The sequence below is a fragment of the Nonomuraea sp. NPDC001636 genome (assembly GCF_040298265.1).
Lineage (GTDB): Bacteria > Actinomycetota > Actinomycetes > Streptosporangiales > Streptosporangiaceae > Nonomuraea.
Genome location: NZ_JBEOZT010000028.1, coordinates 50749 through 65681, shown reverse-complemented (window position 1 = coordinate 65681; position 14933 = coordinate 50749). Strand labels below are relative to the sequence as shown.

Here is a 14933-nt window from a genome sequence, read left to right as displayed (position 1 = left end):
CTGCAATACCAGACCACCCAGCCGCGGCACAGTGGACGTCGTCGGTGATTGGCCGGGGCCAGTTCTGGAGACCGCACGCCTGGCCGCCGACGACGTTCGTCTCATTAACAGCATGGTGCCACGGGCGCTGCGCCGTGGGACGCGGCCCAGCACGAGGACCTACGCCGACTCCCGTGGCCGTCCCGGCGTCGAGGCGTAAGTGGATATTCCATCCGATTCTGCTATGGTCAAACGGATGAACTATCCGAATTGACGGGAGTGCGCACCATGCGGAAAACGGCTGTCGTGACAGCAGGAACGGCGGGAATCGGCCTGGAGACGGCCCTCGGGCTGGCGGCGGCGGGGCTGGCGGTCACCGTGATCGGGCGCGACCCCGCCCGCGGCGCCCGCGCCGTCGAACGTCTCAACGCCACCGGACCGGCCCACCCCGCCCGCTTCCTGTCCGCCGACCTCGCCTCACTGGACGCGGTCCGCACCCTGGCCGGCCGCATCGCCGCCGAAGGCCCGCTGACCGTCCTGGTCAACAACGTCGGGGCGATGTTCGCCCGGCGCCAGGACTCCGTCGACGGCATCGAGGCCAGCTTCGCCGTCAACCACCTCTCGCCCTACCTGCTGACCGAACTGCTGATCCCCAGCCTGTCGACCGGCGCGCCGAGCCGGATCGTGAACGTCACCTCCGCATCGACCGTCCTGGCCAGACGCGCCTTCGACGCCGTCGAACCGCCCGGCGGCTACTACGGCTTCCACTGGTACGGCCGCGCCAAGCTGGCCAACCTCGCCTACGCCCTGCAACTGGCCGGACGGCTGGACGGCACGGGCGTGTCGGTCTTCGCCGCCGATCCCGGCGGGGCGGCCACCGACATGACCGACGGCACCCTGCGCGACCCCAAGATCGTCTCCCCCGGGCTGCGCCTGCTCTGGTCCCTCGTCCGGCGCCGGTTCGAGCGCGCCACCTCGGGCCCGGCGTCGGCGGCGGCCCGGCCGTCGATCGTGGCCGCCACCGACCCCTCGCTCGACGGCCGGACCGGCCTGCTCATCGGGCCCCAGGGGCGTCCGGTCACTCCTCCCCGCGCGGCCACCGACCCACGCCTCGTCCGAGCGGTCCACCGTCTCAGCGAGCGCCTGGCGCCCCTCGCGCCGAGGTGAGCCGGGCGCCGCCTCCGACGATCTGGATGGGCCATCCGGTTAGACTGCCCGCATGACGACTCCCCTGCGCAAGGACGCCGCCCGCAACTGGGAACGAATCGTCACCGTGGCCAGGGACCTCATCGACGAGGGCACGCCCCTGCAGCTCAACGACGTCGCCCGCCGTGCCGGGCTGGGCGTGGGCACCGTCTACCGGCACTTTCCCACGACCGAGGCGCTGCTGGAGACCGTCGCCACCCCGTGCCTGACGGAGCTGGCCGCCCACGGCGACCGGGCGCTGGCCGACGACGACCCCTGGCGTGCTCTGAACGGCTTCCTGTCGCGGACCGTTCAGGCGCAGGTCTCCGACGCCTCCCTGCCCCCCGTGATGGCGGCGTCCGCCGACGCCCTGCCGCGTACCACTGAGCTGAAGGGCGCCGTGTGGTCGGCCGGCGAACGACTGCTCGACCGGGCTCGTCACGCCGGCGTGGTCCGCGCCGACGTGACCTCCGCGGACCTGGTCCCGCTCATGTGCGGCATCGCTCATGCCGCAACCGTCCACGGCGGCACGCCCGCGGCGCGCGTGCCGACCGCCCACCGTTACCTGACCCTCCTGCTGGAGGGCATGCACGCCTGACGCGACCCCGCTGAACCCCGATCCCGGCAGGTCGGACGGTCGCAGGTTCAGGTGCGCGCGGGTGACGGCCGGCGATCCGGTCGAGGGGGTCGGGTGCTTCGGCGGAGTCGTCGGTGAAAGGGGGCTCGGGGCCGCCACCGAGCGGACCGGGGGGTGCACGGTGTCGCCGCAGTGGCCCGAGCCCATCCGGGCCGGTTTCCCCACACCGGGCGTTCTGGCGTCCTCTCCGCGTACAACAGGACTGGACGCCGCCGCTGCCGTCCGGCCTCAATCCCAGTGGTGAAAGCCTTGGCCGGTCTTGCGTCCCAGGTGTCCGTCGGCGACCTTGTCGCGCAGCAGTTGCGGGGGCGCGAACCGGTCCCCGAGCTTCGCGTGCAGGTATTCGGCGATCGCGAGGCGCACGTCGAGCCCGACCAGGTCGGTCGACCGCAGCGGCCCCATCGGGTGGCGGTAGCCGAGTTCCATCGCGTGGTCGATCGCCTCGGCGTCGGCGACGCCTTCTTCCAGCATGCGGATCGCTTCGAGGCCCAGCAGGACGCCGAGGCGGCTCGTGGCGAAGCCCGGCGAGTCCCGTACGACAACGTCGGTCTTGTCCAGGCCGCGCACCCAGGCGCGGACGCGCTCGACGACGTCGGCGGCCGTCTCGGGCGCGGTGACGACCTCGACCAGCTTGGAGGCCGGGACGGGGTTGAAGAAGTGCGTCCCGAGGAAGCGGGACGGGCGCTGGAGAGCGGCGCCGAGTTCGGCGATGGACAACGAGCTGGTGTTGCTGGCCAGCACCGTCTGATCGCCGACCGCTCTCTCCGCGCGCGCCAGGACGTCGGCCTTCAGCGCCGGCTCTTCCGGCACGGCTTCGACGACCAGCTCGGCGGACGGCGGCAACCCGGCGACGTCGTCGACGACGCGCACCCGGCCCAGTACGAGCTCCGGAGCATGGGGGAGCTTTCCCCGCTCAGCCGCCTTGGCCAGGCCGTCGGCCAGGCGCAGACGTGCTGCCGTGACGTCGCCGGTCTCCACCACGCACACGGCGGCACCCGCGACGGCGAAGACCTGCGCGATCCCGGCGCCCATCCGGCCACCGCCGATCACGCCGACCGTCGTGGGCATGCGCACTGTCGTCACGTTCGTCTCCGTTCCAGGAACTCTGTCATGCGGTGGTGTTTGTCCTCGGTCTCGAACAGGACGGCCTGGGCCAGGTCGTCCGCCAACGGGTGTGCGCCGGGAGCGTCGAGGACCAGCTTGGTCAGCCGCAGCGCCGCGGGCGACCACCCGGTCATCCGGTCCAGCAGCCGATGCGCGGCAGGGAGCAGTTCGCCGGTCGGGACGACCTCGGTGACGAGGCCGAACGCGAGGCAGGCTGCGGCGTCCAGACGTCGGCCGGCCAGCAGGACCTGCTTGGCGACGGAGGCGCCGACCAGTTCGGCCAGCCGCCAGCAGGCGCCGGCTCCGGCGAGGATGCCCAGAGCGGGTTCGGGATTGGCGAACACGGCGGCCGGGGTGGCCAGCCTGACGTCGCAGGCGTAGGCGAGCTCGGCGCCGCCCCCGATCGCGTAGCCGTCCACCGCGGCGACGGTGGGCATCGGAAGCCGGGCGATACGGTCGAAGAGCCTGCTGTTGATGCCTTGCAGGGCCTCGTCCCGGCCACGGGCGCGTAGTTCGGCGATGTCGGCGCCGGCGGCGAACACGCCACCCGCTCCGGTGAGCAGCAGGAGCCGGGGCCGGCGTTCGAGCAGGGCGCAGACGGCGTGCAGTTCCTCGATCATCGCAGCGTTGATCGCGTTGCGGGCGGCCGGACGGTTCAGCGTGACGACGACGCGGTCGTCGCGTTCGTCGACGGCGAGGGCGTTCATGCGTGGCCCTGCGCCGCGACGCCGCGGGCGATGAGGTCGTCGGCGTCCAGGCCGAGTTCTTCGAGCAACGCGCGGGTGTGCCGGCCGAGTGCGGGGACGTCGCCCATGCGCGCTTCGACATCGGTGAACGTCACCGGCGGCAGGAGGGCGTCCACCTGGGCGTGCTCCGTGCCGATCGTGCGCCAGCGGTCGCGGGCGCGCAGCTGGGGGTGATCGACGACCTGGTCGACGTTCTTGAGCTGGGCCGCGGGGATGCCGGCCGCGGCGAGCCGGGCGTCCAGCTCGGCCGTGGACCAGCAGGACGTGCGGGCCGCGATCGCGGCGTCGCACTCGGCGCGGTTGCGCACCCGCAGGACGTTCGTGGCGAAACGCGGGTCGTCGGCGAGCTCGGGGGCGTCCAGGACGGAGGTGACGAGGGTTCGCCAGCCGGCGTCGTTCTGGACGCCGATCAGCATCTGGCCGTCGCGGGTGGGGAACGCGTCGTACGGGGCGATCGAGCTGTGGCTCAGCCCCATCCGCTCCGGCTGTGTCCCGGCGTACATCTGGGTGTAGAGGGCGTAGCCCATCCACTCGACGGTGGCTTCGAACATCGAGACTTCGATCGTCGCGCCCTCGCCGGTGCGTGCGCGGCGTAGCAGTGCCGCGAGCACGGCCTGCGCGCAGTACATGCCGCTGGCGATGTCGGCGGTCGGGATGCCGGTCTTCACCGGGGTCTCCGGGGTGCCGGTGATCGCGATGAGCCCGGCCTCGGCCTGGATCAGCATGTCGTACGCCTTGCGCTGTTCCATCGGCCCGCCCGTACCGAACCCGGACAGGTTCACCACGACGAGCTCGGGCCGCCGGGAGCGGAGGTCGCCGAGGCCGAGGCGCGCCACGGCTCCAGGGGCGAGGTTCTGCAGGAAGACGTCGGCCTTCGCGACGAGCCGCCGGACCACGTCGCGTCCCTCCGGGGTCTTGAGGTCGACGGCGATCGACTCCTTGCCGCGGTTGAGCCAGACGAAGTGCGCGCCGGTGCCGTGCACGGCGTGGTCGTAGCGGCGGGCGAAGTCGCCGCCGTCGACGCGTTCGACCTTGATCACACGCGCGCCGAGGTCGGCGAGGTTGCGGGTGGCCAGCGGCGCGGCGACGGCGTGCTCGACGGCGACGACGGTGACGCCGTCGAGTGGGCGGGTCATGACCGCTTCCTGCTCTCGGCGCGTACGAGGCCGCCGCCGATGATGAGGCGCTGGATCTCGCTGGTGCCCTCGTACAGGCGCATCAGCCGGACGTCGCGGTAGATGCGCTCGACCGCGACGTCGCGCATGTAGCCGCTGCCGCCGTGGATCTGGACCGCCAGGTCGGCGGCCTTGCCCGCCATCTCGGTGCAGAACAGCTTCGCGGCCGAGGGTGCGATCCGGCGGTCCTCGCCGGTCACGTACAGCCGAGCGGCCTCGCGGGCGAGGGCGCGGCCGGCAAGAACGCCCGTCTGCTGGTCGGCGATCATCGCCTGTACGAGCTGGAAGTCCCCGATCGGCGTGCCGCCCTGGGATGCGGTGGCCGCGTAGGCGACCGATTCGTCCAGTGCTCGCTGCGCGGCGCCGACGGCCAGGCCCGCCATGTGGATCCGGCCCCGGGCCAGCGACGTCATCGCCGCCTTGTACCCGACTTCCTCGTCCCCGCCGACCAGCGCGTCCGGGCCTACGCGGACCTGCGAGAAGGTGACGTCCGCCGTACGCGAGCCCTCCTGCCCCATCTTGGCGTCCTTCGCGCCGATCTGGATTCCCGGCGCGTCGGCGGGCACGAGGAACACCGCGATGCCCGTGCCGGAGTCCGACGCCGGCCGGGTGCGGGCGAACACCACGAACAGGCCGGCCTCGGTGGCGTTGGTGATGAACCGCTTGCCTCCGTCGATGACCCAGCCTTCGCCGTCCGGCGTGGCGGTGGTCCGCAGACCGGCCGGGTTGGAGCCGGCGCCGGGCTCGGTGAGCGCGAAGGAGGCGACGATCTCGCCGGAGGCGATGCCGGGCAGCCATCGGGCCTGCTGCCCGGCGGTGCCGAAGCCGACCAGGACCTGTCCGGCGATGCCGTTGTTCGTGCCGAACATCGACCGCAGCGACAGCGACGTGTATCCCAGCGCCATGGCGACCTCGACGTCCTGGACGAGGTCGAGTCCGAGCCCGCCCCAGTCCTGCGGGATCGCGTACCCGAACAATCCCATCCGCGCGGCCTGCTCGCGCAGGTCGGCGGGGACGGCGTCGGTGTTCATGATCTCCAGCTCGCGCGGCATGACGCGGGCGCGCACGAAGTCCTTGATCTGGGTGAGGACGTCCGCGAAGACGTCGTCGGGCACGTCGGGATTGCCGGTGTACATACGGACTACCGTTCCCCACCGATTGAGACCAGTCCAATACTTGATGAGTCCTGCTCTGATACCTTGAGCGCAAAAATCGCGGCGGGAAGGAGCCGGCGGTGGAGCTGCAGCAGCTGCGGTGCTTCCTGGCCGTGGCCGAGGAGCTGCATTTCGGTCGCGCCGCCGAACGACTGCACGTCGCGCAGCCGCCGTTGAGCCGCACGATCAAGCAGCTGGAGCGGGAACTGGGGACGCGGCTGTTTGATCGCAACACCCGGTCGGTCAGCCTCACCGCGAGCGGGCAGGCGCTTCTGAAGCCGGCCAAGGACGTCCTGACGGCTCTGCGGCGCGCGGAAGAGGCGGCGCGTTCCGCCGGTGACGGCGAGGTCGGGCTGGTCCGGATCGCGTTCGCCGGTGTGTCGACCCACCCGCTCGTGGCGCGACTGGCACGAGCGGTACGCTCACGGCGCTCCGGCATCGAACTGGAGCTGTCCAGCCAGAACTTCGCGCAGCCGGCGATGCGCAAGCTGGTCCAGGGTGAGACCGACATCGCCTTCGGCCGATGGGACGTGATCCCCGCCGATGTCGCCGCACAGGTCGTGATGCCGGACTCGCTGGTCGTCGCGCTGCCCGCCACCCATCGGCTCGTCGGCGCCGACCGGCTGGAGGCCGGGCAGCTCGCCGGGGAGCCCTTCGTCTCGCTGCCGTCGCACGACGGAGCCGTACTGCCCGACCGGTTGCGGCGGCTCGCCCACGCCGCCGGGTTCGTTGCCGACATCGCGCAGATCGCTCCCGACACCCAGACCGCGCTGGCGCTGGTCAGCGCGGAGGTGGGCTGCCATCTGACCCTGGCCTCGGTGGCACGGAACGTGACCGACCCGCACGTGGTGTTCGTCCCGCTCGACGCGCCGCACGACGTCGACCTGCGCGCGGCCTGGCGGCGTGACGACGGCCGACCGGCGCTGCGCGGCGTGCTGACCGAACTCTTCGAGCTTGACGACGGTTCCGCATAGCCGCGCTTGACCGTGGTCATCGCCGGGTGGAGTCGCGCAGGACCAGACGCCATTCGATCGGACCGGTTGCCGCTTCCTCGCCCAGGACCAGCTGCGCGCAGCGGGCTCCCTGGGCGCGCAGGTCCTGCGCGACGGTCGTCAGCCCGGCGGCGGCGGCCGCGTCGGTGCCGTCCCAGCCGGTGACGACGAGGTCGCCGGGAACGGCGAGACCGGCACGGGCGGCCGCTCGCATCAGGCCCAGGGCGAGCTCATCGCTCATGGCCATGACGGCGTCCGGCGCGTCCGACCCCTTGAGGAACGCCGTGGCCAGGGACTCGGCCTCGCGCGCGCTGTTGCGCGCGCACACCGCGACCCGCACCTGCGGCCACTGGCCGCCGGCCGCCTCCCAGGCGTCACGGGCTCCGCGCAGGCGCTCACGGGTCACGCGGAAAGTCGCCTCGGCCGGATCCAGGCCGTTGTGGACCCCCGTCGTCCTGGCGCGATCGAGCGGGAAACTGAGCACCATCGGCCGCCGGGCGCCCGCGAGAGCCTCGGCGGCGACGGCGCGGGCTGCGGCACGGTCGTCGACGGCCACGATCGGCAGCTTCCGGTGGTGTGGTCCGCCGTGCACGACGGCGGGGAGAGCGGTGGCGGCCACCGCTGACAGCACGGGGTCGTCGTCGCTGGTCGTCCAGACGACGAAACCGTCCACCGCGGCCTCGGCGACCCGGTCGGCGTCGGAGGGCGCCCCGGTGATGGGCACGATCGTGAGCCCCAGGCCGTGACTGGCGCAGACCTCGGCGACGCCGGCCAGGAACCGGGTGGCCTGGGGGTCCTCGAAGGCGTAGGTGAGGTGCTCGCCAAGCACCACCCCGAGGTTGCCGGTCCGTCCCCGGCGCAGGGAGCGGGCCCCCGGATGGGGGCCGGGGTAGCCCAGGCGGGCAGCGGCTTCGCGGACCCTGGCCCGGGTGCGTTCGGAGACGCGATCGGGCTGGGCGTAGGTGTAGGAGACGGTCATCACCGAGACCTTCGCCGCGCGGGCCACCTCCGCCATGGTCGGCCGGGGCTGAGAAGGGTCTTTGGCCATGCCTCACCCTATCTTGTGTATCGTTACACAGCATGTGTATCGATACACGGGCAGGCGCCGATCGTGGTCACATCCGAGCCTGGGTGCCGTACGCGGGATTCACGGTCTTCGGCGCGTTCTGGGGCGTGTGGGGTGCGTCCGTGCCCGCCATTCGCGACCAGGCCGGGCTGACCGACGGCCAACTCGGCACCGCGCTGCTGTTCATCGCCGTCGGCGCCCTGCCCGCCATGCCTCTTGCGGGCAGGGCCGTGGACCGGTGGGGGCATCGCGTCACGGCGATCACGCTCACGTCGCTTGGCATCGCCGGCATCGCCGTTGCCGTCACCGCTCGCGACCTGCTCGCCTTATCCGTGGGACTGGCGGTTCTCGGCGCGTCGTCCGGCGCTGCGGACGTGACGATCAACGCGGCGGCCGGCTCCGTCGAGCGTGCCGATGGCCGTCCGGTCATCACCAGGGCGCACGGCTTCTTCTCCTTGGCCGTGGTCGCGACGAGCCTCGTCACCGGCCTGCTGAATGCCGCCGGCCTGCCCGTGGTCGTGCCGTACCTGCTGGTCCTGCTCGCCGCCGGCGCTGTGAGCGCCGCCATCGTCACCGACGATCGCACGAAGGCCGATCACGGCCGTCACGATCGTGACCGTACCTCGACCGCGCACAGCCGACCGGGTCTGCGCGCTCATCTGCCGCTGCTGCTTGTCGCGGGCGGACTCGGTGCGCTCGGATTCGCCGTCGAGAACGCCCATCAGAGCTGGAGCGCCGTCTACCTCGCCGACACCGTGCACGCCGGACCCGCGCTGGTCGGCGCCGGACCCGCGGTCTTCGCACTTGCCGTCTCGCTCACCCGCTTCGCGATCAGCGCGGTGCGGACCCGGCGCGCCTGGATCGTCCTCACCACCGGCGCGGTGATCTCCGCGGCGGGGACGTCCCTGCTCGCCCTCACCGCGTCTCTCCCTCTTGCTCTGCTCGGGCTGGCCCTGGCCGCCGTCGGCACCGCCGTGCTCTTCCCCACCGTGCTCGCCCTGGCCACCGCCAACGTCCCCGCCGCGGCCCGCGGTGCCGCCACCTCGGTCGTGTCCACCTCGGCCTATCTCGGCTACCTCGCCGGGCCTGTGTATGTGGGGCACTGGGCGCAGGCGACCGGCCTGCCGGGCGCCATGCTGGCCGTGGCGGCAATCGCCGCCGCCTTGGCGCTGCTGGCGTGGCCCGCGCTCAGAGCCGTCGTTCCCTCCCCCGCCCGGCGCGGCACCGCCGGAGCAGGATCGACGGGCAGGCCGCGCACGTGACGGGACAGCTCGTCGCCCGTACCGGTCAGGTGCCCGGGACGGTGTTCACGAATGTCCACCTGGGCGTGGTGCTGGTGCCGATCGGCGTGCGGACGTTGCGAGCTGGCTCAGGGTGTAGCCGCCCGAGGCCTGCTTGAACAGGTACTCGGCGCGCTCGTAGGACAGGCGGCGCCTGCCGGTCTCGGGGCACAGGTCGGCGGGGTCCGGCGTCCGGGCGGGGACGGGTCTGCGGTCGGCCAGGAAGAGGGGGCCGACGGTCCGGCCCGCGACCAGCTCCTCCAGCAGGGCCGCGGCGCCGTCGCCCCATGTGATCGTGGCGGCGCGGCGGGCGGGCAGGTCGAGGTCCTCGACGTTGAGCGCGAGGACGGCGGCGGCCGACGCGCCCGACTCGTGCACCAGCCGCCACAGTGCCCTCTCCCGCGGCGACGGGTGCCGCCAGAGCGCGGCGAGGGTCTGATCGGTGACGGCGGGGCGTTTCGTCCGGTCGTCGTGTTTCCTGGGCAGTCCGGACGGCAGGTCGGCGAGGCCCGCCCAGGCGCCGAACGACCGTACGGCCGCGCGGTGGCGGTTCCAGGTCCTGGGCGCGGCCGTGCTCCAGGCGGCGGTGAACACCCTGGCCACGAGGGCGGGGGTGAGGTCGGCCAGCGGCGTGGCGGCCCCCAGGTCCAGGCGCAGCCGCCGCAATGTCTGCCCGTATGACCGGATCGTCCCGGCGTCCAGGTCCGTGCGCGCCAGGAAGCGGTCCGCCGCGTCGCCGAGCAGGGTCAGGTCCCCGGTGCCCGCCGTACGGACGAGGGAGGAGGCGGTGCGGTGGTGGGCGGCGCGGGCGAGGAGGAAGGCGCGTTCGGCGGTGTTACCGGTGAGGGCGGCGGCCCGCTCGAACGCCGTCGCGGCCTCGGTGTCCCGCCCCGCCCGCGCCAGCAGGTCGCCGTGGACGGCCGACAGCGGCGGGTAGTTGCGCAGCGCCGGTTCCGACAGCAGCGAGTCCACCAGCGCCAGCCCCGTCTCCGGCCCGGCAGCCATGCCGACGGCGACCGCCTGGTTGAGCCGGACCACCGGCGAGGGCAGCAGCCGTGCCAGCGCGCCGTAGAGTGCCGCGATCTGGTCCCAGTCCGTGTCGGCCGCCCCGGCGGCCTGCGCGTGACACACCGCGATCGCCGCCTGCAGGACGTACGGCCCGAGCCCTCCGCCCGCCTCCCGCGCCCTCAGCATGGAGGCGAACCCACGCGCGATCAGCTCCCGGTCCCACCGCCTCCGGTCCTGCTCGTGCAGCTGCACCGGCTCCCCCGACGGCCCGGTACGGGCGTCCGCGCGCGACTGCTGGATCTCCATCAGCGCCACCAGCCCGTGCACCTCGGACTCGCCCGGCGCCAGCCCGGCCAGCAGCCGTCCGAGCCGCAGCGCCTCCAGCGCCAGGGCGGGCCGCATCAGGTCCTCGCCCGCCGTGGCCGAGTAACCCTCGTTGAAGATCAGGTAGATGACCTCCAGCACGGACGCCAGCCGTACGGCCAGCTCGGGCCCCTGCGGCAGCTCGAACGGCACCCCCTCCTCGGCCAGCGTGCGCTTGGCCCGCGCGACGCGTCCGGCCACGACCGCCTCCCGCACCAGGAACGCGCGGGCGATCTCCGCGGTGGTCAGGCCGCCGAGCAGCCGCAGCGTCAGCGCGGTCCGCTCCTCGGCGGGCAGCACGGGATGGCTGGAGACGAACATCAGCCGCAACACGTCGTCGCCGACCTCGGCCGGCTCCGGTCGTCCGGGGTCTCCGGGCTGCGCGGGCTCGAGGTCGCGGAGCGCCTGATCGTGCCGCCGGGTGCGGCGCAAGTGGTCGAGGGCGCGGCGTTTGGCCGTGGTCATCAGCCAGGCGCCCGGGTTGTCCGGTACGCCGTCACGCGGCCAGGTCTCCAGCGCGGCGACCAGCGCGTCCTGGGCGAACTCCTCGGCCAGGCCCACGTCGCCGAGCATCCGGGCCAGCCCGGCGACGATCCGCGCGGACTCCTCCCGCCAGACCGCCGTGACGGCGTCCATCAGTAGATCTGGCGCATGTGGCACTCGCCGTCGCCGACGACCCCGAAGAAGCGCCGCGAGATCTCCAGCGCCTCCTCCCGAGAGCCGACCTCGACCAGCGCGAACCCGCCCGCCATCTCCTTGGCCTCGGCGAAGGGCCCGTCGGTCACGGTCAGCTCGCCGCCCGCGGACCTGAGCACGGTGCCGCCCAGCTCCATGCCTCCGGTGGCGAGCAGCACGCCCGCCTCGGTGAGCTCCTGGATGAACCTGCCCATCTCGACGTGCAGCGTCTCGTCGTCGCGCCGCTCGCTCACGTTCGTCAGCAGAAATCTCACGTGCGTTCCCTGTCACATCGCCCGTTCGTCGCGTATGCAGTAGAACACGAAAGGAACGGGACATGACCGCCATCTCCCCCACCGCCCCCGCCTCGACCCGCACCCTGCTGACCGCAGGCGCCGTCGCCGCCCCCTTGTGGACGGCGGTCAACCTGGTCCAGGTGCTCACCCGCGAGGGCTTCGACATCGTCCGCCACCCGCTCAGCCAGCTGTCGACCGGCTCGCTCGGCTGGATCCAGGTGGCCGACTTCCTGGTCGTCGGCGCGCTGGTGATCGCCGGCTCGTACGGGCTGCGCCGGGCCGTCCCGAGCCGGTGGCTCCCCCGCCTCCTGCTGGTCAACGGCATCGGGATGATCTCCGCGGGCATCTTCCGGATGGACGCCGGCGACGGCTTCCCCGTCGGCACCCCCGCGGGCCCGCCCGCGACGATGAGCTGGCACGCCGGGCTGCACATGGCCTCGGGCTCGATCGCCTTCATCGCCCTGGCGGCGGCCTGCTTCGTGCTCGGCCGCCACTTCTCCCGGGCCGGAGCCCGGGGCTCGGCCGTCGCGTCCTTCGTGGCGGGCGTGGCCGTCATCGCCGGGAACGGCTGGACGATGAGCGGCGGCCAAGGGGGTTCGGTGAGCCTGGCCGTCGGCGTCACCGGCGCGATGTTGTGGATCTCCGCCGTCGCCTTCCGGCTGCGCCGCCGGGGCTCTCTCACCTGATTGGACGCTTGCTGATCCACGGCCCTCTGCTCCTGGATCGGGCCCTGGCCCTGTCACAGGATCGACGCCGGAACCATGTCCGCAACACCAAGGACGGCCTGCAGGCGGCGCGTCGCCGCGGGCGGGTCGGCGGCCGCGGGCCCGTCGTGGACGCCGACGAGCGCGCCGGCGTCTTGGTCCGCCGCGAATGCGGTGAATCCATCCGCACCATCGCCGCCGCGGTCACCGTCTCCGTCGGCGTCGTCCACAACACTTTGACCGAAGCCAAGCAGGCAGCCGCACGCGCGACACCTAACCCAGATGCCGCCCCGGGGGCCGCCGGGGCCGCCTGTGACCTGGGCGAGGCGTCTCGGGCGGCCTGGCCGGTGCTGGAGGCGCTCGACCGGCATACACCCCCCAGTGCGCCGATTCTCACCGCTGTGGCCGACCGCTTGGCCGATCCCCCCTGTCCACGCCTGGGCACGAACCCGAAGGCGCGGCCACCTTCTTCATGCGCGGCGGTGGACAGTGCGCGAGCCGGGAGACGGCACTGCAGGTCCTCTGTACGAATTGCACGCAAGGTCATCAACGCTCGCCTACTTCTTGGAGCGGAGGGCTCGGATCACCCGAGCCGCGCTCTCCAGTACCGAGGCCCGATCGGCGGAGTCGGTGCCTTTCACCGCGAGCAAGACGATGAAAACCGCCGCAATCGCCACAATGAGGGTCATTGCGACGGTCGCCGCGACAGCTGCCAGAGCCGCAGTGACTGGGGGGTAGTCGTACATGGCTGGATCTCCCGTTCCGGTCGGTCTCGTGTGGAGCCAGCAGACCCGATGTTCTTTTCGGCGCGCACGCCGCCTTCTTGATCGACAGAGGTGTCCGAGCCGGTCAGCCTGTCTATGCTGAAGATCCCGGTCCGGTCCCGGTCCGGGAGCGGAAAGAGAGACGCCGTGCCCCAGGATTCTCCGAACGCTCGTGAACGGCTCGCCAGGGGATTAGCCGCGCTGCGTGCCGCTTCCGGTCTCAAGCAGGAGGCTGCGGCAGCCGGAGCGACCAGCCGTCTCAATACCACCGCCCCGCCCGGCAAGCCGGTGCGGAAGATCACCGGACAGCGGATCAGCGACTGGGAGACCGGAAAGAACCTTCCCGCCTCGGAGAGAGAGCTGGGTGCGCTGGTACGAGTTCTCATCGAGCATGTTCGCCGTCGAAGCCGTGACGCAGATCTGCCCGCTGAGCTGCTGGACGAGATGAACTGGCCGCACTGGTGGCGGAAGGCCCAGGACCTGCCCAAGCCCGCGGGCGACGCGGCGGCCTCCGCGTGGGAGGGCGGGCCTCCGTACCTTGGAATGAAGCCCTTCGGCGAGGGCGACAGCGAGGTGTTCTTCGGACGCGAGCAGACCTGCGGCGAACTCGTCGCGATGCTGAGCGAGCGGGTGTCGAAGCCGGACCTGCTCATCGTGTTCGGCCCCTCGGGAGCGGGTAAGTCGTCGCTGCTGCGAGCCGGGCTGCTCGATCATCTCGCCCGTGAGGGACTGCCGGGGATCCCCGAGGCGGCGCGATGGCCGCGTCGGGTGATGAGCCCGACCGAGGATCCGCTGGGCCAGCTTGCCGTGCACCTGGCGGCTCTGACGGGGGGCGACGCGCTGGCGATCAGGGAAGGGTTGCGAAGCCGGCCCGGAGATGCACACCTGCTCTTCCAGCAGGCGTCGATGACGGAGTCCGAGCAGGGCCGGGTGGTACTGGTCGTCGACCAGTTCGAAGAGATCTTCACGCTGGCCTCGAAGGCGCGGGACGACGCCTCGGCACACGCGTTCGTCACGGCCCTGCATGCGGCGGCCACGACCCCGACAGGACCGAGCCGGGCCCCGGCCGCGCTGGTCGTGGTGGGGGTGCGGGGCGATTTCCTCGATCGTTGCGGCGGATATCCGCCGTTGCAGGAGTCTCAGCGAGCGGGTGTCTTTCCGCTCGCCCCCATGACCGACAGCGAGCTTCTCCGCGCCATCACCGGCCCTGCCGGTCGCGCAGGTCTGTCGGTAGAGCGCGGTCTGGCCGATCTCGTCCTGGCAGAACTACGCGCCTCCGGCTCCGAACCGGCTGCCGGCGTCGGCGTGTTGCCCTTGCTGTCACAGGCGATGTTGGCGACGTGGCACCAGTGCGACGGTAGGAGTCTGACGATCGCGGGCTATGGAGCCGCAGGTGGAGTGGCCACCGCTGTCCAGACCAGCGCCGCCCGCGCCTACTCTCTCCTCAGCGGGAATCAGCAGGCCTTGATGCGCCACATCACGCAGCGGCTGACGGTCATGACGGTGGATGGTCACTGGGCGCGACGCCGGATCGGGCGTACCGAACTTCTCGCCGGATACTCCGGCGAGGACCTGACCGACGCGGAAGCGGTGCTGGACCACTTCGTGGAGCAGCGGTTGATGGTCGCCGACAGCGAGGGCACCATCGAGCTGGCGCACGATCTCCTGCTGACGACGTGGCCGACGCTCGCAGGCTGGCTGGAGGAGGACCGAGAAGGCAGGATCGTTCTCGACCAGATCCAGGAGCGCGCCGCCATATGGCGGCGCGACACCGGTGATACATAAAAACTCAATAGCGGTCAGGT

Annotated in this window: 15 protein-coding genes; 6 read left to right on the top strand and 9 right to left on the bottom strand. The window is 72.2% G+C overall.

Translation table 11 applies throughout. From position 1 onward, the window contains the following. Positions 1-285 precede the first annotated feature (285 nt). Together ABT158_RS39330 and ABT158_RS39325 are read left to right on the top strand one after the other, a co-directional pair. Positions 286-1146, top strand: coding sequence for an SDR family NAD(P)-dependent oxidoreductase (locus tag ABT158_RS39330; RefSeq protein ID WP_352362492.1), 861 nt, complete (start codon positions 286-288; stop codon positions 1144-1146). Positions 1147-1198: 52 nt separating this feature from the next. Beyond that, positions 1199-1762, top strand: coding sequence for a TetR/AcrR family transcriptional regulator (locus ABT158_RS39325; protein WP_352362490.1), 564 nt, complete (start codon positions 1199-1201; stop codon positions 1760-1762). A 267-nt stretch (positions 1763-2029) separates the two neighbouring features. Here ABT158_RS39325 and ABT158_RS39320 read toward each other — a convergent pair whose 3' ends face one another. The 4 genes from ABT158_RS39320 to ABT158_RS39305 are packed head-to-tail and all read right to left on the bottom strand — an operon-like array spanning position 2030 to position 5962. Next, on the bottom strand, positions 2030-2869 hold the full coding sequence (locus ABT158_RS39320) for a 3-hydroxyacyl-CoA dehydrogenase family protein (RefSeq protein WP_352362688.1): 840 nt from the start codon (positions 2867-2869) through the stop codon (positions 2030-2032). A gap of 11 nt (positions 2870-2880) precedes the next feature. After that, on the bottom strand, positions 2881-3612 hold the full coding sequence (locus tag ABT158_RS39315) for an enoyl-CoA hydratase/isomerase family protein (protein WP_352362488.1): 732 nt from the start codon (positions 3610-3612) through the stop codon (positions 2881-2883). Then, positions 3609-4787 (bottom strand): CaiB/BaiF CoA transferase family protein, encoded by a 1179-nt coding sequence (locus tag ABT158_RS39310; RefSeq protein WP_352362486.1) that lies wholly within the window; start codon positions 4785-4787, stop codon positions 3609-3611. The genes ABT158_RS39315 and ABT158_RS39310 overlap by 4 nt, the downstream gene beginning before the upstream one ends. Next, positions 4784-5962, bottom strand: coding sequence for an acyl-CoA dehydrogenase family protein (locus tag ABT158_RS39305; protein ID WP_352362484.1), 1179 nt, complete (start codon positions 5960-5962; stop codon positions 4784-4786). Before ABT158_RS39305 ends, ABT158_RS39310 begins: the two co-directional genes overlap by 4 nt. A 98-nt stretch (positions 5963-6060) precedes the next feature. Here ABT158_RS39305 and ABT158_RS39300 point away from each other — a divergent pair, with 98 nt between their 5' ends. Then, positions 6061-6954, top strand: a complete 894-nt coding sequence (locus ABT158_RS39300) for a LysR substrate-binding domain-containing protein (protein WP_352362482.1) — start codon at positions 6061-6063, stop codon at positions 6952-6954. Between the two features lie 16 nt (positions 6955-6970). Here the strand turns inward: ABT158_RS39300 and ABT158_RS39295 are convergent, their stop codons facing one another. After that, positions 6971-8020 carry a LacI family DNA-binding transcriptional regulator gene (locus tag ABT158_RS39295; RefSeq protein ID WP_352362480.1) on the bottom strand — a complete coding sequence of 350 codons (1050 nt, stop codon included), beginning with the start codon at positions 8018-8020 and terminating at the stop codon, positions 6971-6973. Between the two features lie 83 nt (positions 8021-8103). Between ABT158_RS39295 and ABT158_RS39290 the strand changes: the two genes are divergently transcribed. Continuing rightward, positions 8104-9300 carry an MFS transporter gene (locus ABT158_RS39290; protein ID WP_352362478.1) on the top strand — a complete coding sequence of 399 codons (1197 nt, stop codon included), beginning with the start codon at positions 8104-8106 and terminating at the stop codon, positions 9298-9300. Between the two features lie 45 nt (positions 9301-9345). On the opposite strand, the gene ABT158_RS39285 is transcribed toward ABT158_RS39290, so the two are convergent. After that, on the bottom strand, positions 9346-11325 hold the full coding sequence (locus ABT158_RS39285; RefSeq protein ID WP_352362476.1) for a DUF6596 domain-containing protein: 1980 nt from the start codon (positions 11323-11325) through the stop codon (positions 9346-9348). Beyond that, positions 11325-11639, bottom strand: coding sequence for a YciI family protein (locus ABT158_RS39280; RefSeq protein ID WP_352362474.1), 315 nt, complete (start codon positions 11637-11639; stop codon positions 11325-11327). Before ABT158_RS39280 ends, ABT158_RS39285 begins: the two co-directional genes overlap by 1 nt. 62 nt (positions 11640-11701) lie before the next feature. Between ABT158_RS39280 and ABT158_RS39275 the strand changes: the two genes are divergently transcribed. Further along, positions 11702-12346 (top strand): DUF998 domain-containing protein, encoded by a 645-nt coding sequence (locus tag ABT158_RS39275; protein WP_352362472.1) that lies wholly within the window; start codon positions 11702-11704, stop codon positions 12344-12346. A 53-nt stretch (positions 12347-12399) separates the two neighbouring features. Here the strand turns inward: ABT158_RS39275 and ABT158_RS39270 are convergent, their stop codons facing one another. Both ABT158_RS39270 and ABT158_RS39265 read right to left on the bottom strand, forming a co-directional pair. Then, positions 12400-12594 (bottom strand): hypothetical protein, encoded by a 195-nt coding sequence (locus tag ABT158_RS39270; RefSeq protein WP_352362470.1) that lies wholly within the window; start codon positions 12592-12594, stop codon positions 12400-12402. Between the two features lie 327 nt (positions 12595-12921). Then, a complete protein-coding gene (locus ABT158_RS39265; protein WP_352362469.1) occupies positions 12922-13110 on the bottom strand; it encodes a hypothetical protein in 189 nt (62 codons plus the stop codon). A 90-nt stretch (positions 13111-13200) separates the two neighbouring features. Between ABT158_RS39265 and ABT158_RS39260 the strand changes: the two genes are divergently transcribed. Further along, a complete protein-coding gene (locus ABT158_RS39260) occupies positions 13201-14913 on the top strand; it encodes an ATP-binding protein (protein WP_352362467.1) in 1713 nt (570 codons plus the stop codon). Positions 14914-14933: the final 20 nt, after the last annotated feature.

What these genes read in the sequence shown, in the direction of transcription:
- ABT158_RS39320 (WP_352362688.1), bottom strand. Translation starts at nt 2,869, where the DNA reads ATGCCCACGACGGTCGGCGTGATCGGCGGTGGCCGGATGGGCGCCGGG.
- ABT158_RS39265 (WP_352362469.1), bottom strand. Translation starts at nt 13,110, where the DNA reads ATGTACGACTACCCCCCAGTCACTGCGGCTCTGGCAGCTGTCGCGGCG.
- ABT158_RS39325 (WP_352362490.1), top strand. Translation starts at nt 1,199, where the DNA reads ATGACGACTCCCCTGCGCAAGGACGCCGCCCGCAACTGGGAACGAATC.
- ABT158_RS39275 (WP_352362472.1), top strand. Translation starts at nt 11,702, where the DNA reads ATGACCGCCATCTCCCCCACCGCCCCCGCCTCGACCCGCACCCTGCTG.
- ABT158_RS39305 (WP_352362484.1), bottom strand. Translation starts at nt 5,962, where the DNA reads ATGTACACCGGCAATCCCGACGTGCCCGACGACGTCTTCGCGGACGTC.
- ABT158_RS39310 (WP_352362486.1), bottom strand. Translation starts at nt 4,787, where the DNA reads ATGACCCGCCCACTCGACGGCGTCACCGTCGTCGCCGTCGAGCACGCC.
- ABT158_RS39315 (WP_352362488.1), bottom strand. Translation starts at nt 3,612, where the DNA reads ATGAACGCCCTCGCCGTCGACGAACGCGACGACCGCGTCGTCGTCACG.
- ABT158_RS39295 (WP_352362480.1), bottom strand. Translation starts at nt 8,020, where the DNA reads ATGGCCAAAGACCCTTCTCAGCCCCGGCCGACCATGGCGGAGGTGGCC.
- ABT158_RS39285 (WP_352362476.1), bottom strand. Translation starts at nt 11,325, where the DNA reads ATGGACGCCGTCACGGCGGTCTGGCGGGAGGAGTCCGCGCGGATCGTC.